This is a genomic window from Corynebacterium sp. UMB10321 (assembly GCF_030228725.1).
GTDB classification, from domain to species: Bacteria; Actinomycetota; Actinomycetes; order Mycobacteriales; family Mycobacteriaceae; genus Corynebacterium; species Corynebacterium pseudogenitalium.
Window position 1 is genome coordinate 1 of record NZ_JASOZC010000012.1, and the last position, 23,978, is coordinate 23,978.

Annotated in this window: 19 protein-coding genes; 1 reads left to right on the forward strand and 18 read right to left on the reverse strand. The window is 61.8% G+C overall.

The window, feature by feature from the left end; all coding sequences use genetic code 11:
• The 7 genes from QP752_RS09915 to QP752_RS09945 all read right to left on the reverse strand — a co-directional run.
• On the reverse strand, positions 1-2,518 hold a 2,518-nt coding region (locus QP752_RS09915; protein ID WP_284805399.1), incomplete at its 3' end, for a putative Ig domain-containing protein.
• A gap of 614 nt (positions 2,519-3,132) precedes the next feature.
• Positions 3,133-3,393 carry a hypothetical protein gene (locus QP752_RS09920; RefSeq protein WP_284805400.1) on the reverse strand — a complete coding sequence of 87 codons (261 nt, stop codon included), beginning with the start codon at positions 3,391-3,393 and terminating at the stop codon, positions 3,133-3,135.
• Positions 3,394-3,574: 181 nt separating this feature from the next.
• The gene (locus QP752_RS09925; protein WP_284805401.1) at positions 3,575-3,889 is read right to left on the reverse strand and encodes a hypothetical protein; all 315 of its coding nucleotides are present in this window, start codon (positions 3,887-3,889) and stop codon (positions 3,575-3,577) included.
• 12 nt (positions 3,890-3,901) lie between these two features.
• On the reverse strand, positions 3,902-5,209 hold the full coding sequence (locus QP752_RS09930; RefSeq protein ID WP_284805402.1) for an AAA family ATPase: 1,308 nt from the start codon (positions 5,207-5,209) through the stop codon (positions 3,902-3,904).
• Positions 5,210-5,235: 26 nt separating this feature from the next.
• A complete protein-coding gene (locus tag QP752_RS09935) occupies positions 5,236-9,354 on the reverse strand; it encodes a YPDG domain-containing protein (RefSeq protein ID WP_284805403.1) in 4,119 nt (1,372 codons plus the stop codon).
• Between the two features lie 85 nt (positions 9,355-9,439).
• Positions 9,440-10,603, reverse strand: coding sequence for an ATP-grasp domain-containing protein (locus QP752_RS09940; RefSeq protein WP_284805404.1), 1,164 nt, complete (start codon positions 10,601-10,603; stop codon positions 9,440-9,442).
• 236 nt (positions 10,604-10,839) lie between these two features.
• Complete coding sequence (locus tag QP752_RS09945; RefSeq protein ID WP_284805405.1) at positions 10,840-12,129, reverse strand: adenylosuccinate synthase; 1,290 nt, start codon at positions 12,127-12,129, stop codon at positions 10,840-10,842.
• Between the two features lie 50 nt (positions 12,130-12,179).
• Between QP752_RS09945 and QP752_RS09950 the strand changes: the two genes are divergently transcribed.
• Entirely contained in the window at positions 12,180-13,064 is an 885-nt protein-coding gene (locus QP752_RS09950; RefSeq protein ID WP_284805406.1) for a hypothetical protein, read from the forward strand.
• On the opposite strand, the gene QP752_RS09955 is transcribed toward QP752_RS09950, so the two are convergent.
• From QP752_RS09955 to clpB, 11 genes are all read right to left on the reverse strand, one after another.
• On the reverse strand, positions 13,061-14,233 hold the full coding sequence (locus QP752_RS09955; protein ID WP_256000825.1) for an aromatic acid exporter family protein: 1,173 nt from the start codon (positions 14,231-14,233) through the stop codon (positions 13,061-13,063). The genes QP752_RS09950 and QP752_RS09955 overlap by 4 nt on opposite strands.
• 189 nt (positions 14,234-14,422) lie before the next feature.
• Positions 14,423-14,782 carry a type II toxin-antitoxin system RelE/ParE family toxin gene (locus tag QP752_RS09960; protein ID WP_336621666.1) on the reverse strand — a complete coding sequence of 120 codons (360 nt, stop codon included), beginning with the start codon at positions 14,780-14,782 and terminating at the stop codon, positions 14,423-14,425.
• Positions 14,670-14,906 carry a ribbon-helix-helix protein, CopG family gene (locus QP752_RS09965; RefSeq protein ID WP_284805408.1) on the reverse strand — a complete coding sequence of 79 codons (237 nt, stop codon included), beginning with the start codon at positions 14,904-14,906 and terminating at the stop codon, positions 14,670-14,672. The genes QP752_RS09960 and QP752_RS09965 overlap by 113 nt, the downstream gene beginning before the upstream one ends.
• 507 nt (positions 14,907-15,413) lie before the next feature.
• Positions 15,414-16,454, reverse strand: coding sequence for a class II fructose-bisphosphate aldolase (fbaA, locus tag QP752_RS09970; RefSeq protein ID WP_284805432.1), 1,041 nt, complete (start codon positions 16,452-16,454; stop codon positions 15,414-15,416).
• A 45-nt stretch (positions 16,455-16,499) separates the two neighbouring features.
• Positions 16,500-17,711: a glycoside hydrolase family 76 protein gene (locus QP752_RS09975; protein WP_070479572.1), complete on the reverse strand. Its 1,212-nt coding sequence runs from the start codon at positions 17,709-17,711 to the stop codon at positions 16,500-16,502.
• A 12-nt stretch (positions 17,712-17,723) separates the two neighbouring features.
• Entirely contained in the window at positions 17,724-18,389 is a 666-nt protein-coding gene (locus QP752_RS09980) for an RNA methyltransferase (RefSeq protein WP_070361824.1), read from the reverse strand.
• Entirely contained in the window at positions 18,376-18,909 is a 534-nt protein-coding gene (gene pyrE / locus QP752_RS09985; protein WP_256005602.1) for an orotate phosphoribosyltransferase, read from the reverse strand. Before pyrE ends, QP752_RS09980 begins: the two co-directional genes overlap by 14 nt.
• Positions 18,899-20,056 (reverse strand): hypothetical protein, encoded by a 1,158-nt coding sequence (locus tag QP752_RS09990; protein ID WP_284805409.1) that lies wholly within the window; start codon positions 20,054-20,056, stop codon positions 18,899-18,901. Before QP752_RS09990 ends, pyrE begins: the two co-directional genes overlap by 11 nt.
• Positions 20,057-20,068: 12 nt before the next feature.
• Positions 20,069-20,911, reverse strand: coding sequence for a sulfurtransferase (locus QP752_RS09995; RefSeq protein ID WP_256000819.1), 843 nt, complete (start codon positions 20,909-20,911; stop codon positions 20,069-20,071).
• Between the two features lie 23 nt (positions 20,912-20,934).
• Complete coding sequence (locus QP752_RS10000) at positions 20,935-21,348, reverse strand: DUF4265 domain-containing protein (protein ID WP_070479576.1); 414 nt, start codon at positions 21,346-21,348, stop codon at positions 20,935-20,937.
• A gap of 22 nt (positions 21,349-21,370) precedes the next feature.
• Entirely contained in the window at positions 21,371-23,929 is a 2,559-nt protein-coding gene (gene clpB, locus QP752_RS10005; protein WP_284805411.1) for an ATP-dependent chaperone ClpB, read from the reverse strand.
• Positions 23,930-23,978 lie beyond the last annotated feature (49 nt).

A 23,978-nucleotide genomic window follows, 5' to 3' on the forward strand; every position in this document is an offset into this window, starting at 1 on the left:
CTTCCTTGTTCGCGATCGAATCCTCAGCCTTCGGCTCGGAGTTCTTCGCAACCTCCTGGTCCTTGCCCTGCGGGTCGTACTTGCCAGCCTGGTCGGTTACCTTCAGCGGCACAACGTCGGTGTGCTCGGTCTCGTTGCCGTCCTGGTCCACCAACGTGTAGGTGACGGTGACGTTCGGCTTTTCCTCAGAAGCGTCAACTGTCTTCTTCGGCGTACCGATGATCTTGCCGTTCTTAGGCTCCAGCCCCTCCGGAAGGCCCTCAACCTTGATGGAGTCCTTCTTCAGCTCGAAGCCCTGCGGCAGCTTGTCAAAGCCTTCCGGCTTCACTTCCTGCTCGTACGGCTCACCGACAACGCCGTCGGACAGCTTGGTGTCCGTCACTGTGACCTTGGTGACCACCTGCTCCTTACGCTTCTGAGGAACGAGCTTCTTCTCGGTCTTCTCAACGCGCTTTTCCGGATCTTCTTCGTCCGGGTTCTTGTAGACCGGGTTGCCGTCGTCGTCAAGCACCGGCACTTCCTGCTCAACCATGACCTCGACCTCGCGGGTCACGATGACCTCGGTGGTGCCCGGGGTGGTCGGCTTGCCGGTGATCTTGCCGGTCTTCGGGTCGATCTCCAGGCCTGCAGGCAAGTCGTTAGCCGAGTAGGACGGTTCAGCGCCCTCCTTCATGTTGTCCGGCAGGTCCTTGAACAGCGGCGTGACGTCGTTATCCGGGAACTCAGTGCCAACCGAACCCAACGGCAGCGGCTCAGGAACAACAGCGGTGAAGGAGTCAGCGATCTCCCAACGATCAGACGGCTCACCGGAAGCCGGGTCAACAGAAACCAGCGCAGCGGTGTAGACCGTTGTCTCCTTCAGGTCTTCAGGAGCCTGGAAATCACAAGACTCGAGCGCACCCTTGTCGTCGCTCTTGATCTTGCACATCGCGTCCTTGATCTCAGTCTGAGTACCGTCCGGGGCGGTGGCGTACCAACGGATTGCGTACTCCGTGTTCGGCAGCAGGCCCTCAGTCTTCGTGGTTACCTTGGAGCCCGGACGACCCTTATTGTCGTAAGAGTTGTACTCCGGAATATCGAAATTCGGCTGTGCGGACATCAAAGGGATGTGGAGACCGCTCAGTGCGTTTCCAGATGCGCCGACGTAACCCTGGTCGTTGAAGTTCTGGAACATGTTGACCACGAAAGCCGAGTTTCTGACATCGCGACCCTTAATACGTGGATAAATGTACATGTAGTCATAGTTGATGTGGCGACGCTTGGTCGCGTTGACCCCACCACCGGCCGTAAACGCTGCGAGTCGAGACGCGCCGTTTTCTGGCATGAAGTCTTTTGCGACAGTACCGAAGTCGCCCTCTTCAAGCAGGTTCCTGTACTGTGCGAGCTGGTTTTCCTGGGTGCGTGAAACACCGTACGTGCCCTTGAACGGAAGGTAAATCGTGCCGTCGTCTTTGGACGGAGCAACCACCGTCTCTGCGATGTGGGAACCAACGCCATGCTCGTCCTGGTACGCCTTAATGATGCGTTCCTGATTCTTACGTTCCTGCTCAACGGTGTAGCCCGGGTTCTCTTCCTTCCAGGCATCGATCTGCCGCGAGACTTCGTCATTCAGGTACGAAGCAACGATCTCGATGCCGCCGGCTGCGCGGTCGCCGCGCGCAGGCTGGTAGTCGTAGTAACTCGCCGGCTTACCCGCGGTTTCGCCCGATTCCCACCACACGGTGGAGTGACTCTGGGTGCCTGCGACCACAGGCTGCGAAGAAATCGCACCATATGCATCGTAATCCGGGAAGTAGCCATCGACCGTCGGTTCACCAGTCTGACCATCCGTCGCACGGGTCCACTCAGATTCTGGCTTTGCCAGCCAGTCAACCTGGGCTGGGCGCTCTTCAAGCACAAAACGGCCGTTGGTAATGCGGGAACCAGACGGACCAACAGTGAAGTTCCAAGACTCCTGGACGCGGTCCAATCGCGTGGTGTAGCGGCCAGACTTAATGTCACCGGCCATGACCACAGAGAACTTCTCCGGATCCGGGTTCTCGCCCCAGACGCGGACGCGAACGCTCGAGTCCGGCAGCCAGAACGGCGGGGCATCAACTTCGTTGGTTACCTTCTCGGACAAGTCGAAGGAGAAGCGGCCCTCAGAGTCGGTCGTGGTGTAGAACGTCGGAGAGACCTCGCCCTTCCCTGTCACGTACTGCAGGTAGATGACGTTGCCTTTGAGAGGCTTGTTGTTCTCAGACAGGTCATCATGGCGGCCGTCCTTGTTGATGTACGCCCAGCCGTGGTAGCCGTAGAAGTCGCGCCAGCCACCCTTGGTAAAGATGGCATTCGGTACCTGCTTGTTCTTACCCTCGCCTTGCTGCGCGCCCTTGTCAGCGCTTGAGGCAGGAGCAGCAGAAGCCGGCGGGTTGTCTTGCGCAAACGCAACAGGTTGAGACAGCGGGGCCGCCAGTGCAAAGGACAACGCCGCAGCAGCAATCGAAGTGCCACGACGTGCCGTGATGCTCTTTCGCATATGTTTCTTCCTTCTTCCCGAAGATCTGAATGTCCAGAAAGTTGTGTCCGTGCCCGTCAATAAGACGCACAGACCTTTCCCGAAACTAAACAATATCGACAGGAGTGCACCCTTCCGGGAATCCTTTTTCGCAAGAAACTTGCGCAATTCCATCCGTATTTAGCGCCTATTCGGCCAGAATCCACGGCAGCCTGCATCGACTCAAACTGAATCCCCATCCCCGGCCGGTTACTTTTCTTTTGGTTAAAGCGTTTTAAGAATGGATTGATAACGGCCCTATTTCTTTTGACTTTCAACAGCAGCTAAGCGGATTACCGCCAAACATTCTTTGAGCCCCAACGGGAATAGAGCCCAAACACATCGAACGAAACACAAACGTAGCGCGCACAGCATTTGTGCCCGACCTTTAGTTCAGCGTCTTATCCGGTAATTGCCGAAACGAGTTCCTCCCTGAGTTTTCCAGACAAAGATCAGCCAAAGTGATGGCGAGAAATCTCCAAGAAGCGCGAAAGGCCCCCTAATAGGGGCGTTCTAATAGTTGATATAAGGCGGCCTACTGCGAGTTTTCCACACAGAAGCTGAGGTAGACCGACGGAAACTCCGGTGCTTTCGCCTCAAGCGTTTTTGAGTCGCGCCCTCACAATCTTCTGGCGTAGCTGGCGTCGGCTCACGTTGTGGTGCTTGCGCGACTGCTCTTTGATCGCGCTAACAAGGCCTCGTGTCAAGAGTGCGTACAGCTTTGCCCTAGCCTCCTTCAGCCAAATGGCGTTGAGGTTGAGGTTGAGTACATCGTTGAGAACGTCTTGCGCGGCCTTCATTTCCTCTTCACCGGGAAAATATGCCGGGTTTGGGCGCACGGTCCCATCCCTTTCCACGACAACCAGGCTGCTCAACTCAGGAACTGATGGATCGCGCTGGTCGGCTGTGTTTGGGTTTTTCAACTAGGCACAAATATCAGTGTTGGATTTGCTTGTATCACAGTGGCGACTCACCACACCCGCAAAGTCAGTCTGCCCCTGCGCACACCGCGAGCAAGTTGGTGAGTTCCAGAGAAGATTAGTGCAATTCGTTGCATCCCGCAGCAGCCCTGCACTCATCACTAGCAGTCACACTGCTCTGAGGATGAAAGTGCTCAATCTTATTCGTTGGAGCGCGGCGCGTGTCTGCTTGAGATTTCTTTGAGGTGCGCCGCTTGTCGTTGATCCTTCGCTCGCAATAAGCACACCGATGCCCTTGGCGATTCAGCAGAAACGCGCGGATCTTATCCTTGCCTGGGTAATCATGGAACTCTACCCCTTGACGAAGCGCACGTTGAAGCTCTGCGCGCAGCTGCTGTTCTTCTTGGTTGTCCTGACGGCGCTGAATAAACACTGTCGGTTCCCCCTAACCGTCACCTTCAAGAAACAGATACGCATCTGCTTCCAATAGTTCTGGTACAAGGTCGAGGCCGCCGAGGGATTCCTCAATCCGTCGGCGCAATCCAAGGGCTTCTTCGCTATTGCCTTGTCCGGCGTGAACCATCTCCATATAGGTGGTGAGCATCCTGCGGTTCGCTGTATCCGGTGTAGGATCCACCCCCTGGACTCGTTCGATCACCGTCTCAATATCAAGGCCCTGTGCATACTCTGGTGTATGCACCTCATTGTCTACGAGAGCCCGGACTGATGCCGTCTCCGCGTTGGCAATGACCAACGGGCTGTGCGTCGTCACGATGAACTGTACTGCGGGAAAGGTTTCCAACAGCGTCGGCAAAATCTTCCTTTGCCACGATGGGTGTAAGTGCATGTCCACTTCATCAATGAGCACGATGCCGGGAGTCTGGCACCGCAGCTCCTCACCAGAAAGGTGTGGGTTGAGTCGGCCCATACGAGTAGCGATATCAAGCGCTAGACCAGCACAAATCTTCGTGCCAGTTGCCATCAAAGAAAGTGGCAAGGTCCCATGTTGCTTGTGCGTAAGCACCACGGACTTCGCCTTCCGGTCCCACCGGGCATTCCCCCACCCTGTTGGCTCAAGGATGCTATTACACGAGTCAAAGATGGACTGCAGCTGCTGTGCATCGGCATTCGTCTTAAGAGACTCGTCAGCGCTGAGCGCGTCGAGGCGCTGCGCGTCCAGATATTCAATGTATGACGAAAGCTGGTTCAAATCCGAACGAGGATCCAGCACATTGTCGTAGGCCGATAGGCGGGAAGTGGGCACAGACGCCTTACGCGGAATCTCTTTCACTAAGCGCTCGACACCATACGCTGCAAGGAGCGGAGCGGTCTTCATACTCGCGTCCGCGATAAGCTCCTCTTTCAAGGACTCACAGTACTTCCGGAATTCAGAATTCGCCCCAACTGTTTTCCGCTTCGGCCCGTTGAGCGAGCGCGTCATCTCAAAACGTTCATTGCCGCATACCAAGTCAGCATTGACGGACACCGGGTAGTACGGTTCCACCTGAGACACGCGGTTGCTGTTTCCCAACTGTGGCGCTAAGTGCGCGTCGTCCTGCTTGATTCCAACTGCTTGGTAGCCGAAAACCCCAACTGGCACCGAAAGGATGATTTTCAATGCATCCAGCACTGCAGTCTTTCCAGCACCGTTCACACCGGTAAGAACAGTCAAGCGCTCGTGAAAGTGGAGCGAGAACCGTTCGTAGTTACGAAAGTTCTCAAGCTCTAGGGTTTCAAACCTCCACTCAGACATGCGCTTGACTATACCGGAACCGACCTCTACTGCTTACTGCTCAGCCCGTCTTTGTTCACCTCTGGTCCACACTGCGTGTAGATCAGCGCACTGAGCGCCACGCCGAACGCCAGCAGGCCCGCGCCAGCCAGCGCGATCTCCGGGTTCTTCACGCCGGACTGGCCGCCAGGGCCGAACGCGTCGGCCATCGCCTTGCGCATCGGAGCAAGCGCCTGCTGCACGCCAGGGATCTCCTGCGCCGCGATACCCAGCGGCAGCAGCAACAGCAGCGGCACGCCAGCCGCGACGGACACCGCGATGCACTTCTCCACTTCCCAACGCTCCGAACCGGAATCCGGCTTCTGCGCCGTCGTGGGCGCAGGGGTAGTGGTCTCGGTTGGCTGCTCCGGCTCCGTGGTCGGGGTCGGGGCTGGCGCGGCAAACGGGTTCGTGCGTTGCTCCAGCTCATCGAGATTGGACACGCCATCACCATCGGCGTCCGCGGTGCGGTCGAGCAGTGGGTGCTTGTGGGCGTCGAGAAGCTCGAAGGCTGCTGTGGCCAGCTCAACGCGGCCGTCCTCGTGCTCGACGATGACGTTGACTGCCGGGCGCAATACATGCTGGAAGTCCACCGCGAACTGGGCCCACACAGGCGGGCGCAACTGCACCACGCCGTCGCGGGCACTGCCATAGGCCTCCTCGAAGAGCGCGGCCAGGAACTCCTGCGACGGCGCGACCGCGTGGATCTGGCCGGTGTTCTCGTCGAGGGTGAACTCCCAGCCGTGCGCGCCCGCCGGGGCGTGCATCTCGTAGCTGCGCACCAGCGCCAGCGAGTCGGCGAACGGATCGCGCGTCATAGCGCGTCCGCCCATGTCAACCGGCACGCGGCCGAGCGCACTATTCGGGTCGGCGTAGTTCGCGTGGGCGTTTGCCGGCGGAATCGGGGCCGCCGAGGTGGTCGGCACTGGGGTGGTGCCCGGCGCGGTCGCTGGGGTGGTCGGGACCTGCGAGGTCGCCTCGCTTGTCGACGTCCCCTTCGTCGTCACCGGTGCTGGTTCAGGCGTCGCGGTGGACGTCGACACCGTCGCCGTAGGAGCGGCGGAGGTCGGTGTGGTGGAGGTCGGCGCTGTCGTCGTGACCGGGGCGGCCACGCGGACGCGCACCGGCATCACGTCGGAGGAGCCGTCCTTGTAGCGCACCGTGATATCGAAGACCACGGTGCCCGGGGTCGCGTGCTTCGGCGCGTGCAGCTTCACCGCGTCGCCTTCGACGGTAACGCCCCAGTCCAGCGGGCCACTGACCGAGACCTCTGCATCCTTCGGCAGGGCATCGCCCAGGTTGTCCAGCGTGATATCCCCGTTGGCCTTCGTCGTCGCGCCCTGGTACTTCGGCGTGTAGAGGTCCGCGACGTTCTCGGTAACGCGCAGCGGAATGCGGCCGATCTCTTCGCCGGTAGAGAGCGCGGAGACGACAATCACGTAGTCGTCGCCAGGCTTGGTCTCCACCGGGACAGTCAGCAGCATCGCGCCAGAATCCAGGTCCAGGTCTACTGAGGCACCCTCAACAGACTTCCCTTCGGCACCGATGCGCTCCAGTCGAGCCTGTGCGTTGCCGGCGTGCTCCACCGTCGGAACCAGGCGCTCCTGGTGTGCACCCGCCGCTACTGACTGCTGCTCAACCGTGCTCAGTACCGGCAGCGGCATGCGGAGGCGAACCTTCGCCACGCCGCGGATTGGATCCTCGTACGGGACGTGCGCCACGACCGGGACCTCAACATCAGTGAGCTGGCGATGCGAAACATCGACCGTGAGCTCGCCGGTGTCGGCGTCGATAGTGACGCCCTCCACGGGGCGCTCCAGCTCGAACTGGGTGCCCTCGAACGTGAGCTTCTCACGCTTCTTCGTCGCGCGATCATCGAACGTCGGTGCCGGGAACTTCGCCGTCTGCCCCGGCTCCACCTGCTGCTCCTTGTACTCCAAGGCGTACTGGGCAACGTGCGGCACGAATGTCGCAATCGCGGCCGACACCGGACGCGAGCCCGGGCCCTGCGAACCCTGCGCATCATAACGCTGGATCTTGTTACTCGGGTCCAGCATCTCCACCGGGATCTCAATGCGCTCGCCAACCTGGTCCATGCGTGGCGTGAAACGGACCACGCCCTCATCATCCACGCTCACCTGGGACGCGTCAACCCCGAACGGCAGCGAGCCCAGCTGGAACTCCGCGCGCTCCGGCTTCGCCTCCACCGGATTCGAATCGGGGTTATCAAAGCTCGGCGTGGCCTCCGCCGGTCTACCGACGGCCGCCTCAACCGGATCCCCGTACTCCAGGAACATGTGCGTCACCGCAAACGAATCCTGCGCCAACATCGCCTGCACGTTGCCAGCGTCCGACGCGTAGAACAGGCGGGCAATGTACGTATCGCCCTGCTTCGCATCATCCGGCACCTTGAAGTCACACGACGCAATGCGCGCCTGGTCATCCGGCGTCGTTGCCTTGCACTCGTGAACCCGTTCGCCTTCGTCGTCATACCAGACGATTTTGTAACTCAATCCCTTCGAAAGCGGCACGCCCGAACCAAACGTGCGAACCGTCTCCCCCGGAGGCGCCCAGTTGTTAAACGTGTTCCGCTTCTCCACGTGGAACTTCAAGGGGGCCGTCGATAAGGCGTAGCGCGGCGAGCTCACCAGCGTCGACCCCGCGTACGCCGAGCCTGCCCAGGCCTTCAGCCACGGCACATCCGAACCCGACCAGTAGTCGAAGTAGCCACCACTCGGACCTGGGCCGCCCCAGTAGCCCAGTGCCCACGGGTGGATCGCACCAACGTTGTTCGGCAGCTCCTTGCCGTCCGGTGTCAGGATCGAAATATAGGTCCATTCCCAGTTGATGTGCTTGGAATACATATTGCCCTTGGCCCACGAGCCCTCATCCCACGACTCCGCAACCCGGTGATGCCAGCTTCCTACCAGACCGGGATAGCTGTAAGTGTCACCGTAGGTACCCCGCCAGTACAGGTTAAAGTCACCATTCTCGTCCGTCGTGGTCACGGCGGTTTCCGCGATCCAGCTCTGGTCCTTCGCAATCTGCTCATTGATCCACAGCTGCAGCTGTTTCTCATCCTCCGGCGTCCACGATCGGCTACGCACCTTCTTGCCGAACTGCTTCTTGCCATACTCGAGCGTCTTCGCCACTGCCTCATCCGACAAGTAGGAGCCGACCACCATCATCCCAGCAGCCGGCGCATCCCCCGCATTGTTCGTCATCGACTCCTGGTAGCGCCGGTTATACGGCGTATCCACCGTATTCCAAAACATCTGCCCCGTGTACACACCAAACGGAGTTCCCGAGCCGTCATTCTCAACCCACTTCGAGCGGTCCTTCAGATGCTGCGCCGAGTTCCTCCGGTCCTGGTACGCCACGAAGAAGCCATTCACCTTGCCGCCACGCCACCAACCATTCGTCTCATACGAAGGCGTCACATTGCCCAACCAATTCGTCGGCGGCACAATACCCGCCGGCTGATGGATCAGGCGGTAGTCATCCCGCACGCTCTCCGGCAGCTCCACCCAGACGCGCAGCTTCTCACGCAACTGATCACGCCCGCGATCACCCGAACCAACCACGCCGACCGTCGCATCCGCCAAAAACTCACGCTCCACCCCACGCGCATCCACATACGGCTGCAGCTTCAGCGAAAAGTTCCCGTTCTCATCCACCTCCGTATAAAACGTCGGCGACGAATGCTCCGTATACACGCCCTCATACCACTGCGCGAACACACGAATCGGCTCGCGGCGCACCGGCGCCCACGTCCCCGGATGCAACGCCGGCGTCAAATTCCCCGAACCATCATCAACCATCACCGGCCGCCCCAGCGGCTCCCCCTTGCGGTTCGTCAGCACCTTCGCCGACGCACTCACCGTCCGCGCCGAACGCGCCACCTCCATCGGCAGCTTCACCGAACCACTCACCGTCGCCGGATCATCCGGATTCCCCGGCGAAAACAACGCCTCCGTCGAATGCAGCGCCTGCGCATAATCCGGCGCAACCACGTTCAGAAACGGCTTCGCGGCCTCCACATCAATCTGCGCCGACGCCTGCGGCACCACAATTGACGACGCCACCACCGCAGCAACCACCGCCATGCCCAACCGGGAAGTGTTCATGCGCAGACAACTCCATCTCTAAAAAAGATTGCAGTAATCTGTCAATTAAACCAGTAAACTAGTCCAAATCCAACACGGGCCCGGTTCAGAGGCGCGACGCAGCCAGCGTCGCCCGGTCCCGCGCCTCCTGCGCCGACTCACCCGTCGACGTCACCACCGCAGCACCATCCACAAAACGCACACCAGTCTCCGCGACCGACATCGCCTTCGCAAGGCCATCCACGCTCGGGACAACATCCTCCACCAGGACCATTGCGCCCGGGCTGACCAAGGTGGCGTCAATAGGCAGACCAATCACTGCCCTCGCGTGCAACGAACACTGGTTCAGGCGCTGCGTCGCACGCGTCAGCAACCCATCCAAGGACGGCCGCGGCCGCGCATCCGAGAAGTACACCTCATCACCGGCCACGAACATCTCCACCGCGTACACACCCTGCCCGCCGAGCGCCCCCGTAATCCTGGCCGCAATCGACCGGGCGTTCCCCGCCGCAGCCTCCGACAACACCGCCGGCTGCCACGCCTCCACCAAACGGCCCCCCACATGCCGCGTACCGATCGGCTCACAGAACCACGTCGCCAACTCACCCGTCGCCGGATCCACCGAACGAGCCGCCAAAATCGTCAACTCAAAATCAAACTCAATAAACCGCTCCACGACCACCGGACCCTCCGGGTCCACCTCCGCAGCCGCCTCCCACGCCTTGGCCGCCTCAACGTTCAGGTCCTGCTCGCTCCGCAGCACCGTCTGGCCCTGCCCCTCCGACGAGCGCCCCGGCTTCACGACGACCGGCAAACCCAACCGCAACGCCGCCTCCTCCAGCTCCTCCGGAGAACGGACGAACTCACAACGCAACGTCGGCAAACCCAAGGAATCCGTCGCCGTCGCACGCACGCCCTCACGCGAACTGCACAGCTCCTGCGCCTCCACCGACGGCGCCACAATCGACCCGGCGCGCTCCTCCAGCTCCTTCAGCACCTCAGAGTCCACCCCGGCGCCCGCCACCGTCAACGACGGATACCGCTGCTGCATGTCTTCCGGGTCTATTTCAGTGGTGCACAGGTGCGTCACGTCAAACCCGAGCTGCTTGAAGGACCACGCGAGCTCCTCCTCAACCACGCTGTCGCCCAGCACCAGCACTTGGCGAGGGTCACACCTCAAATCCCGCGCGGGGTCGAGCTGAGTGATGGGCTCGTTGTCGAGCTGCTGTTGCTGCTCTGGCTGCTGCTCTTCGGGCATTGCTGCGTTCATAGTGGTCAGCATATTCAGCCGCGTATGTGGCGAGCAAACTTGAGAGGGGAAGGTGTGCTCTCGAGCGGAGTCGGGAAATTGTGAACAAATTTGCTTGTGTGCGCTGTCACAAAAAGCGCAATTTTGTTCACGATTTTCCGAATAAAGTTGAGAGGCACATATCCACCCCTCGGCCCGAGCAAAAAAGAGGACCTGGGAGCGTCTCCCAGGTCCCGAACTTCGGAGGAAGCAGAAAGCTAGCGGTCCATTACGTCAAAGCGGACGATGGTCTGGTCGCGGCCAGGACCGACGCCGATGTAGCTGATCGGCGCGCCGGAGAGCTCCTCCAGGCGGAGGACGTAGTCCTGGGCTTTCTGCGGGAGTTCTTCGAAGGTGGTGCAGCCGGTGATGTCCTCGTCCCAGGCCGGCATCGTTTCGTAGATGGGGGTGGCGTGGTGGAAGTCGGACTGGGTCAGCGGCATTTCGTCGTGGCGGACGCCGTCGACGTCGTAGGCGACGCAGATCGGGATTTCGCCGATGCCGGTGAGGACGTCGAGCTTGGTCAGGAAGTAGTCGGTGAAGCCGTTGACGCGGGCGGCGTAGCGGGCGACGACGGAGTCGTACCAGCCGCAGCGGCGCTTGCGGCCGGTGTTCACGCCGACTTCGCCGCCGGTTTCCTGCAGGTATTCGCCCCACTTATCAAACAGCTCGGTCGGGAACGGGCCCGCGCCGACGCGCGTGGTGTACGCCTTGACGATGCCCAGGGTCGCCGTGATCTTCGTCGGGCCGATGCCGGAGCCGACGCAGGCGCCGCCGGCGGTCGGGTTGGAGGAGGTCACGAACGGGTAGGTGCCGTGGTCGACGTCGAGCATGGTGGCCTGACCACCTTCCATGAGGACGTGCTTGCCTTCGGCGAGTCCGGTGTTGAGGACGTTTTCGGCGTCGATAATCATGGGTTTGAGGCGTTCGGCGTAGGACATGAAGTAGTCCATCATTGCGTCCGCTTCGATGGAGCGGCGGTTGTACATCTTGACCAGCATTTGGTTCTTGACGTCCAGCGCCGATTCGATTTTTTGGCGGAGGATTGATTCGTCGAGGATGTCTTGGACGCGCAGACCGACGCGGGCGACCTTGTCGGCGTAGGTGGGGCCGATGCCGCGGCCGGTGGTGCCGATGGCGCGTTTGCCCAGGAAGCGTTCTTGGACGCGGTCGAGTGTCTGGTGGTAGGGCGCGACGAGGTGCGCGTTGCCGGAGATGCGCAGGCGTGAGGCGTTGGCGCCGCGGGCTTCGAGGCCGTCGATTTCGTCGAAGAGCGCTTCGAGGTTGATGACGACGCCGTTGCCCAGGATTGGGGTCGCGTTCTCGCTGAGCACACCTGCCGGCAGCAGCTTGAGTTCGTACTTCTCGCCGCCCACGACAACTGTGTGACCTGCGTTGTTACCGCCGTTGGGTTTGACTACGTAGTCGACTTTCCCACCGAGGATATCGGTGGCTTTGCCTTTCCCCTCGTCGCCCCATTGGGCGCCGACAATGATGATGGCGGACATTCTCTCTCCTTTTATAGGCACTAATCCGGGCTTATTGTAGCGTGAATGCCATGCGTCTTCTTCATTGTGCGTGTGCTAGCTCCCTCACAATTCCAGGTGCGGAGGAGGTCACACTGTCGGAGGTGCCGTCGAGAAGTGAGCTTTCCTTTCTTCTCGACGCCGCCAGCTCCGCCCTCCCCCACGACCCGACGCCGAGCTTGGCGGAGATCCAGAAGTCGCCGTCGGTGGAGCACCTGGGTGCCCCGCAGCTGGCGCCGCAGCAGCCGGAGGAGCGGCTGCGCGTGGTCGTGTCCGGCAGTGATGCTGCGCTGAGTGCGGTGCTGACGCGACTGATGCGCGCGGACGTGATGTGGGTGGAGGTGGCCTACCTGCCCACCGATCCGACGTCGCCGGCGGCGGTGGCGTGGGGCGCGGGGTCCGTGGACCTGGCCGTGGAGGGGCCGGTGGTGCCGTCGCCGTGTGTTAGGACGGACACGGGCGTGGTGGTGGCCGGTTCGGCGACGCTCTCCCACGGGGATGGGCGCAGCGAGTACGTGGGCGAGATCGTGGTGGATTCGCAGCAGCTGGTGATGCGCACTGGCGAAGAACCCTCCGCGCGGTTCTTCGGGCAGTTCGGGGCACGCCTGGTGCCCACACCGGATGCGCCGGGCCTGGCGGCGTCGCGCCTGGTCACGCCGCTCGTCGTGCCGGAGGGTCGGCGCGTGGACCCGCAGCGCCTGGAGGGGCTGGCGGGCATGCCGCTTGGCAGCTTGCTGACGAAAGGCAAAACGGTCGCCCCGGCTCTCACGGACCCGGCGACCGTTCTGACTGGCCGGGCTCTACAGTCCGGAGGGGAGGACATCACGCTGGTGGTGGACGGCGTCGCCCACCCGCGGCCGCTGCAGCGGGTGACGTTCTACCGCCACCTTCGCGACATCCAGTCGGTGCGCGGTTAGCGCAAATCGAAGGACTCCGGCGGGTACGCCGGCGTGTCAGAGGTCGGGGCCAGCGCCGCCAACGCCGACTCCCGCGACATACCGCACACCTGCAGCAAGTCCACCGTCAGCGAACGCGTCTGCGCCAGAATCGCGTACTCCGACAACACCGCGTCCTTCTCCAGGAGGTCCACCGACGAGCCCTGCGCCACCGCCCGCAACTCGTTCACAATCTGCGGGATCACGGTGGCCTGCGCGCGCCGCGACTTCACCTCGTACACCTCAGAAATATCCAGGCACGCCTTCGCCAACACGTCAATCAACTCAATCTGCTGCGGCGAGACGTGGTCACCGTCCTCGCACAGCACCAATGCGCGACGCGCCAGCACCCGGCACGAGCGCACCGCGTTATCCACCGGCGGGATCACCAAGCTCAGGGAATTGATGTAACGGCGCGCGCCCCACAGAAACGGCGAAATCTTCGTCGTCTCTTTGCCCGCGTTCACTGCCGACGCCATATCGTCAATATCCGTCTGCGACCCGCGGATCGCCTCCAACGCATCATCGATTACTTGAGGATCGCGGTCGGTGAGGCCGGAGGCGACGTCGTCAAGCACTGAACTCATCAACCCCATCAAGTTCGAAATCTCCGCGCGCACCGGCTCCATCGGCCCCTGCGGAATCAGAGCAATCGTGGCCAACGCCACCATGCAACCCACCGCCGCGTCAATCGTACGGTCAAAACCCGTCACCTCCGCGCCAGGCGGCATAATCGTCGCGATCAGAATCGAACCAATCGCCACCTGGTTATTCACCAACTGCGACTTCGAAAAGAACGACGCAATCAACAAACTGCCCGACACAATCGCCGCAATCTGCCAACCCCCATCCCCCAACCTGTAAAACAGCGAATCCCCCACCAGCACGCCCAACGCACAACCAATCGACAAGTCGATCGCCTTCGTAATGCGCTCCCCGCCCGACATGCCAATAATGATCACCACCGAAATCGGGGCAAAAAACGGCTTCGCGTTGCCAATAATGTCCCCCGCGATCCAATACGCAATACCCGCCGCAATGCCCATCTGCAGAATCGGCAACAGACGCTTGCGCACACGCATCAACCGCGCCTGAATCGACTGATCCACCGACGCCAACCGGGCACGCGTACCCATTCTCTCTTTCGCCATGCCATAACCATAGCGCCCCGGGTGGTCGTGCCGTTTTCGCTCGCTTTTCGTTTTGGTCGACCTCTTAGCGTTGACCAATGCAGGTCAGCGCGAAATCGGGATTTTGGCGTCGAAAAGCCTCAAAATGCCGTGACCTGCATTGGTCGACCGGAGGAGGTCGACGGGAGCGGCGCGGGTGAGGGCGGTCCACTACCTATAAATTTCTCCACGGTGCCCAACATCAACCACCAACACCGTCACGATGTCATCTTGAATCTCAGCAATTACCCGATAGTCCCCGACACGCCAACGCCACAACCCTGACATTCCACCTACAAGGGCTTTACCGCGGACGCGTGGATCATTCAACCGCGACAAATCACCCAAGACTTGAAAAAGCCGACGCTGTACCTGCTTGTCTAACCGCCGCACCGCCTTTCGTGCCCTAGGCGAAAACTCAATCTGCCAGGCCACACTCGGCCTTAAGTTCATCGAGGGTAACAGTTTCCAGCTCGCCCCTACGAACAGCTTCCGCCTCAGCCTGAAGCTCGTAGATGTATTCAGCGTCATCAAGATAGGCCTCAATTGCCTCACGGATGTAGAACGCCTTTGGCCTACCGGTCTTTGTAGCAAGCTCGTCAAGCCGACGTTTCTGGGCTTCGTCCATTCGCAAACTAATCACTGATCCACTCATGTATACATGTATACACAAGCCTGCCAAGCCTGTCACCCCAGGCCAGCAGTCCCTCGACAGCAAATACAAAATAGTCACATTTCAAGACACCTAACCGCATGAAGTGTGAAGTGCTGGAACCTTCCAGACGCTTTCAGTGCCAATAGACGCACCGCATTTTTCGCGACCTGGGCTTTTGCCGGATTCGGCGGAAGGGATTGCGTCCTTTGGCACTTGCGCGAAAGGAAGCGACACCAGATTCCAGGTTTTTGGAGAAGCGGCTTCGTAAAACCCCAGGTCGCGGGGACCAAGAGAGGGAATTTGGTGCGCGGGCAAAAGGCCAAGACACCAAATTCCCGGATTCCAGAAAACCGCCACGACAAAACCCCAGGTCGCCCGGCCACGAATAGGAATCTGGTGCACAGCAGGCCCCCAAAGGGCCCCAAAAGGCCCGAACCACCCCACACACGAAGAAACCCCCAGGACCTCGAGGGCCCCAGGGGTTTCAGGAAGAGCAAGCAGTAAAACTTACTTGGACACGGAGGTGCCAACGGAGCGCAGGTCCTGGCAGGCCTCGATGACGCGGTCGGCCATGCCCTGCTCAGCCTTCTTCATGTAGGAGCGTGGGTCGTAGACCTTCTTGTTGCCCACTTCGCCGTCAATCTTCAGGACGCCGTCGTAATTCTCGAACATGTGGGAAACCACTGGGCGGGTGAAGGCGTACTGGGTGTCGGTGTCAACGTTCATCTTGATGACGCCGTAACGCAGGGACTCCTCGATCTTCTCCTTCTCGGAGCCGGAGCCACCGTGGAAGACGAAGTCGAATGGGTTGGTGCCAGCTTCGAGGCCGAGCTTCTTCTCTGCAACCTTTTGGCCCATGTCCAGGACCTCTGGGCGGAGCTTCACGTTGCCTGGCTTGTATACGCCGTGGACGTTGCCGAAGGTTGCGGCCAGCAGGTAGCGGCCGTTCTCGCCGGTGCCGAGGGCGTCGATGGTCTTCTCAAAGTCCTCTTCGCTGGTGTACAGGTTGGCGCCAGCCTTTGCCTGGACGCCGTCTTCTTCGCCACCGACGACGCCGATCTCGACCTCGAGGATGATGTTGGCCTTGTGTGCCTTCTCCAGGAGTTCCTGGGCGACCTCAAGGTTGTGGTCGATTGGGATGGCGGAGCCGTCCCACATGTGGGACTGGAACAGTGGGTTCTCGCCGCGGTCGACGCGCTCCTGGGAGATCGCGATGAGTGGGCGGACGTACTCGTCGAGAACCTCGAGCTGGCAGTGGTCGGTGTGCAGCGCGATGTTGACGTCGTAGTGCTTAGCGATCTCATGTGCGAACGCAGCAAGCGCCTGGGCACCAGCAACCTTGTTCTTCACGGACAGGCCAGAGCCGAACTCTGCGCCGCCGGTCGAGAACTGGATGATGCCGTCAGACTCGGCTTCTGCGAAACCACGAATTGCGGCGTTGATGGTCTCAGACGAGGTGCAGTTGATGGCCGGGTATGCGAACCCGCCCTTCTTTGCAGTGTCGAGCATCTGGTTGTAGACCTCAGGGGTTGCAATTGGCATGAAGATAACCTCCACTAGAGCTTCTTAGGTACGCCAACCAGTATGCCTGCTTTACTGACTATTTGCAGCCGCCACCCGAGCAGCCGCCTCCAGCAGCATCCACCCGGAAAGCTGTACCGAAAGGTCCCTCTCATCAATTCGGACCAACCCGACGGCCTCGCTCAAGGACGAAGGCCCGAGCCCGTAATTGTGGGGAAGGCGGGCGTCTTCGGTCCATCGCGCGGAGAAGATCGGCAGTCCGTCGACCTCCAAACGATGGGACCAAAGGGACTCCGCCGAGGCCATAATCAGCCTTGATGCTATCTTTTTGGTCGCGATGTTCTGGCGGGAATCTTCAGGGAGACGGACTGCAACATCGGCAAGGTAGCGTGCCAGAATTCCCTTGAAGAGTCCGCCGTCGCCGTCGCCGGATTCGTAGGACTTGTTCAGAATCACCCCCTGGGGGGTAGCCATATGCAGGACAATCGCTTCCACAATTGCCCGGATATGTGTGATGTAAAACACGGAATCGTCGGCGCGTTTTGAGTACGCGAAGGAGTCGATTGGCTCGTCGTCGCGAAGTCCGACGTCGGCGCGCAACGCCAGCGCGATCTCTAGGCTCGCGCCGAGCACCGTGCCCTGGTTGTACGTATACAGCTTGTCGACGACCTCCGGGCCATGCATCCGCATCCGGATCCCGTCCTGCACCAGGCCTGATTCGGTGACCAGGTTGTCGAACGTCCAGTCAAGCAGCTCGCGGGCCTTGTCCAGGCGGCCGGTGCGCGCGAACAAGAGGGCGGCCGGGCCGTTCGAGGGCACGTTGTAGAAGGTTTCCTCCGTGCGCCACGGCAGCACACCCATCACCGGGTCGATGCCTGCGAGCAGGTCGAACTCCAGGGCGTCGAGGGCCTTCGTGCGGCGCGCCAAACCCTCGTCGACGGCGCGGTTCCACGCCAGGGCCAGCCAGGCCTTGTCGTCGTAGTACTTGTTCTTCGTCAGCTTGCCCAGGTTGCGGCGCTGGATGCCACGCAGGGTGTCTTTGAGGCGGCGCTTGTGGGTTTTGGTGGGGCGTCGAATAGCGGCGTCGATTTGGCAGTCCAAATAGTGGGCCTGCCACCAGTAGTGCCAGTGCCAGTAGAGGCGATCCTTCGAGCCCGGCGGCCACGTGACCACCGCGAGGTTCGTCTTCGGCAGCCCCCACAGGCGGGAGGCGTGTCGCTCCTGCACAGCCGATTGAGCCAGGTCAGCGCGGTGCGACCATGTTTCCGCGGCGGTTTCTTCCACAACCTTCACCTTTCACCAAGCAGTACTCAAGTCGGCGTGCTGGCGTATCCACGCGTGCATCGCGATGCCCGCAGCAACACCAGCGTTAATCGAACGCGTCGAGCCGAACTGCGCAATCGAGCACGTCATCGACGCCTCGCGCTGCGTCTCGTCCGTAATGCCGGGACCTTCCTGCCCGAACACTAACACGCAGCGCTGCGGAAGTTCCGCCGTTTCGAGCGGCACGCAGCCGGGCGTGTTATCGATCGCCACAATCGGCAGGTCGTGCTCCTTGGCCCACTGGGCGAAGTCCTCGATCGTCGCGTGGTGGCGGATGTGCTGGTAGCGGTCCGTCACCATCGCGCCGCGCCGGTTCCAGCGCCGCCGCCCAATGATGTGGACTTCCTCGGCCAGAAACGCGTTCGCGGTGCGCACCACGGTGCCGATGTTGGCGTCGTTTTCAAAGTTCTCAATCGCGACGTGGAACGGGTGGCGCCGCTGATCCAGCTCCTCGCGGATCGCCTCCAGCGACCAGTAGCGGTAAGCGTCCACTACGTTGCGACGATCCCCCTCCTCCAAAAACTGCGGATCCAGGCGGGGGTCATCCGGCCACGGGCCCTCCCACGGGCCTACGCCGTGGCGGCCCTCATTCCACTCCGTCGGTCCTTTGGCCTGCTCAGCCTGCTCAGTTGAGTCCAAGGTCCTCGAGCCCCAGCAGGAATCGGTAGTCCAGGCCGGCCTCGTGCAGGGCGTCGGCGGCGCCGGTTGCGCGGTCCACCACGGTGGCCACCGCGACGACCTCCGCGCCCTCAGCGCGCACGGCCTCCACCGCGGTCAGCGGCGAGTTGCCCGTCGTGGTGGTGTCCTCCACCACGAGGACCTTCTTGCCAACAATCGACGGCCCCTCAATCCGGCGCTGCATCCCGTGCTTCTTCGCCTCCTTGCGCACCACGAACGCGTCGATCGGGCGGCCGGCGGCGTGCATCACGGCCGTGGCCACCGGGTCCGCACCCAGCGTCAGACCACCGACCGCGTCGAACTCCAGGTCCGCCGTCATCTCACGCAACAGCTTGCCGATCAGCGGCGCAGCCTCATGGTGCAACGTCGCACGACGCAGATCCACGTAGTAGTCCGCCTCCTTCCCGGAGGAAAGCGTGACCTTGCCGCGCACCACGGCCAGTTCCTTCACCAGCTCTGCGAGGCGTGCTTTATCGTTCATGATCGGTTGGCTCCTTCTCGGTGTCCGGGGTGTCTGACGTGTCGTTGAAAATTGTGGAGGGCTGCTGCTCGCGGCGCACTCTGGTCAAATCATAGAGCTCCGCGTCGTCTTCGGCAGGTGAACCGTCCGCGATCGGCGCCACAGAATCCGCACCGACCTCGTGGTCCTCCAACTCGCCGAATCCGCCGCCCGTCACGCGGGTCGGCAGCTCAAGTGGTTCCTCCGGGCGCTGCACCTGCGGGGTCTCCGGCTCAAGTGCCTCCTCGGCACCGAGCACCGGCGCAAGCGCCGCCGCCTCGCGCGGTGGCAGCGTGCGTGCCGCGTCCGCCAGCAACGCCAGCGGCGCGAACGTGTCCTCCCAGTCCTGTGGCGTCGAACCGCGCTCCAGCTGGGCCAACACCCAGTCTTGTTCGCACCACACCGCGCACACGCTTTCGGGCATCTCGCGCAGGGCGGTGCGCACGCGCACATCGATGAAGCGCAGGACGGGACCGGGCTCATTCGTGAACAGCTCGAAGCCCTCGACGGTTTCCACCAGCACCAAATCCGCCGAGGAATCCGCCTGGAACTGCGGGCGGCGCATATCCACCACGATGTCGCTGACCTCACCCGTTGCGACGGCCACCACCGTCACACCGCCAAGGTCCACCACGCGAACATCATGGCCGTAGACCTGGCCCGCCACGACATCGCGCGGTTCCGCACCGGACGCCGCCGCACCCCGGTGCCACTCGTCGACCAGGTACTCATCCACCTTGGAGAAGCGGAAGCCGTGCTGCTCCGCCCACAGGCGGCGCTCCCGGCGCGACGCGCCCGGCAGCTGCAGGCCCGACATGCGGTGCGGGCGCTTCGGGGCAGGCTCGGGCGCCGGTGTTGGCTCGGGCTCCGGCTCCGGCTCCGGGGCCTGTTCCAGCTCTAGCTGTGGCTCTGGCTCCGGCGCAGGTTCCGGTTCGGGTTCCGGTTCCTCTTCCACCTCGAGCGCAGGCTCCTCTTCGACCTCAGGCTCCACGTCCGGCTCAGCCTCAGGCGAGGGCTCGGCTGGTGGCGGAGGGGGCGTCGATAAGGAGGGAGACGCAGGTGCAAACCACAACCAGACAGCCGCGACCACGAGCAGCGCGGCCAGCCCAAACAACACGTAAGCAATCATCGAAGATTGATACTACAGTGCCGTGGCGACCTTATTCCCCAACCGTGCACTCCACTGCGACCAGCCACCCACATAATGCGTGGCCACCGGCAGGCCCGCGTGCTCCATCGCCGCGATGAGCAGCGCGGAGTGGTTGCCCGAACCCGAGTACGTAATCATCTTCGCCGGGTCCGTATTCTGCGTCACTCCCAGGCTTGCGAAGCGGTCGCGGATGTAGTCCGTCTCCTTGACCTTCCTCGTTTCCTTGCAGAACAGGTCCGCCGCCGGCAGGTTCAGCGCAGACGGGATGTGGCCCGCCTTCAAGTCCAGTACTTCTCGACGCCCAGCAAAGCGCTTCTCATCACGCGCATCAATCAGGATGCCCTCGAACTGCTGTACGTCCTCCAGCGTCGCCACCGGAAGCTTGCTGCCCTCCAGTTCCAGGTCGCGCGGCACAACCACGTTGCCTGGGCCGGCGATGGTCTTGAGGCCCTCGGCCTCCCACTCGCGGAAGCCGCCGTCGATAATGTGGACGTGCTCCAGGCCAGCCCAGCGCATGATCCACCACGCGCGGGCGGCGAAGACGCCGGAGCCCTGGTCGTAGATGAAGACCGGGCGGTTCGCCTCGACGCCCCACTCCTCGAGCGCCTCATCGATCACGGCGAGTGACGGCAGCGGATTGCGGCCCTCGCGGCGGCCCGGCATGCCCACGAGGTGGCCCTCCAGGTCACCGTAGACGGCCGTCGGAATGTGCTCGGACTGAAACTTCTGCCAGGCCTTGCCTGCCTCCGGCTCCCAAGAAACATCGAGCACCGTCTGCTTCTTGCCGGACTTAATACGTTCGTACAGCTCCTGCGGAGAAATAAAAACAGTCATACATAACACCATACGCGTATGCCTCACGCTGTATAGCCAGGTGCGAGCTGGATCACTCCCGAAGCAGCCAATCCCTCCAACCATTCATCAATCCCGGCCTTCGGACAATCCGCCCCTATCGACGCCGCCAACATCCCACCCGGGCCCATCTCCACCCGGCAACCAAACGCCAACAACGTCTCCGCCAGCGAAAACGGCGATTCCCCCTGCGGCAAAATCCGCACCGTGGACGCGCCCCCGCGCACCACAACCTTATTCACGTGGAACATGCCGCCAACGCGCACGCACTCCACGATGTCCCCCACCGCCAACGACACATCCACAAATGGCACCGATGCAACAACGAAGTGGCCGCCGCCAAGCTGGTGAGCCTCAAGTTGCTCGTTCTCCACGCCTGGCACGGCCACCCGTGTGTAAATCGTCGTCGTTGGTTGCATGGACAGCAGTGTAGCCCGAACGCTACTTCGCTGCCGACACCGCCAACTCCTCGCCGCCTTCCGCGACATCAACCTGCACCGCGTCACCGTCGCGGATCGCGCCGGCTAGCAGCTCCTTCGCCAACCGGTCACCGATCGCCTGCTGGATCACGCGACGCAACGGACGCGCGCCGTAGGCAGGGTCGTAGCCGCGGTCCGCGAGCCACGCCTTCGCGGCGGCCGAAACGCGGAGCTGGAGGCGTCGAGAAGCAAGGCGATCGGCGAGCGTGCCCAGCTGAATATCGACGATGCCCACCAGCTGCTCCTTCGTCAGCGGCTCGAACACCACCACATCATCGAGGCGGTTGATGAACTCCGGCTTGAAGTGCGCCTTCACCGCGTTCATGATCTGCTCGCGGTCACCGCCCGCGCCCAAGTTCGACGTCAGGATGATCACCGTGTTGCGGAAATCCACCGTGCGGCCCTGGCCGTCCGTGAGGCGTCCCTCGTCGAGGACCTGCAGTAACACGTCGAATACATCCTGGTGCGCTTTCTCAACCTCGTCGAACAGCACCAGCGAGTACGGGCGACGGCGCACAGCCTCAGTGAGCTGGCCGCCAGCGTCGTAGCCGACGTACCCCGGAGGGGCACCAACCAAACGCGCGACCGAATGCTTCTCACCGTACTCCGACATATCGATGCGCACCATCGCCGCCTCATCATCGAAGAGGAACTCCGACAGCGCCTTCGCAAGCTCCGTCTTACCCACACCAGTCGGGCCCAGGAACAGGAAGGAACCAATCGGACGGTTTGGATCCGCAACGCCCGCACGCGAACGCCGCACCGCATCCGACACAGCCACGACAGCTTCCTTCTGACCCACAACGCGGCCAGCCAGGATTGCCTCCATGTCCAGCAGCTTCTCGGTCTCACCCTGCATCATCTTGCCCGCAGGGATGCCCGTCCACGCCGACACAACCTCAGCAATCACCTCAGGAGAAACCTCCTCCGTGAGCATCGTCCTTGACGACGCCCCCGCCGCCTCCTCAGCGTCCTTGACCTGCTGCTCCAGCTCCGGAATGCGGCCGTAGCGCAGCTCCGACACCTTCGCGTAATCGCCCTCGCGCTCCGCGATCTCGGACTCGTTGCGCAGGTGCTCCAACTCCTCCTTCGCAGCCTGCACCTTATCGATCTCCGCCTTCTCATTCGACCAACGCGCCTTCAGCTCACCGAGCTTCTCGCGCTGATCCGCCAACTCCTGGCGCAGATCCGTCAGACGCTCCTTCGAGGCCTCGTCGGACTCCTTCTGCAGCGCGATCTCCTCGATCTCAAGCCTGCGAACGATACGCTCCAGCTCATCAATCTCCTGCGGCGAAGAATCAATCTCCATTCGCAGACGCGAGCCCGCCTCATCAACCAGGTCAATCGCCTTATCCGGCAAGAACCTGTTCGTGATGTACCGGTTCGACAGCTCCGCAGCCGCCACCAACGCCGAGTCCTGAATCCGCACGCCGTGGTGCACCTCGTAGCGCTCCTTCAAGCCACGCAAGATACCGATCGTGTCCTCCACAGTCGGCTCGCCCACGTACACCTGCTGGAAACGACGCTCCAGCGCCGCATCCTTCTCGATGAACTGGCGGTACTCATCCAATGTCGTCGCACCAACCAGCCGCAGCTCGCCGCGCGCCAACATCGGCTTAATCATGTTGCCTGCATCCATCGCGCCCTCGCCCGTGGCGCCAGCGCCGACGATGGTGTGGAGCTCGTCAATAAACGTGATGATCTGCCCGTCGGACTCCTTAATCTCGTCCAACACCGCCTTCAGGCGCTCCTCGAATTCGCCACGGTACTTCGCGCCCGCAACCATCGACCCGAGGTCCAGGGAGATCAGCGTCTTGCCCTTCAGCGACTCTGGGACGTCGCCCGCCACGATGCGCCTTGCAAGGCCCTCGACGATCGCCGTCTTACCGACGCCCGGCTCACCAATCAACACCGGATTATTCTTCGTACGACGGGAAAGCACCTGCACCACGCGTCGAATCTCCGAATCGCGACCAATGACCGGGTCAATCTTGCCCTCGCGCGCACGCGCCGTCAGGTCCGTCGAATACTTCTCCAGCGCCTGGAACTGATCCTCCGGCGACTCAGTGGTGACCTTCTTATTGCCGCGAACCGACTGGAACGCCGCCTTAATCGCCTCAAACGTGGCGCCGCGCTTCTTCAGCAGCTCCGCCGCGTCATCATTCCCGCGCGCGATACCCGCCAGCAGCACCTCAGTAGAGACGAACTCGTCACCGAGTTCGCCCGCCAACTCCTGCGCCGCGTTCAACGCATTCAGGCCGTCACGGTTAAAGTTCGGATTCGCCATATTCTGGCCCTCCGCCTTCGGGTAGGAATCGACCAGCTCAGCAGCCTCCTTCGCGACCGTCTGCGGGTCCACACCCGTCGCCTGCAGCACCGGCGCCGCGATGCCATCCTCCTGCTTCAGGATCGCCTCAAGTAAATGCGCCGGGCGAATATCCGGGTTGCCCTTCGCCGACGCCTGCTGCAGCGCCTGCTGCAACGCCTCCTGCGTTTTCGTAGTTGGGTTAAACGAAGACATGTCCGTTTTCCTTTCTCTTTGCGTTTTGTTTTGTTGTTCACTCTCCCTA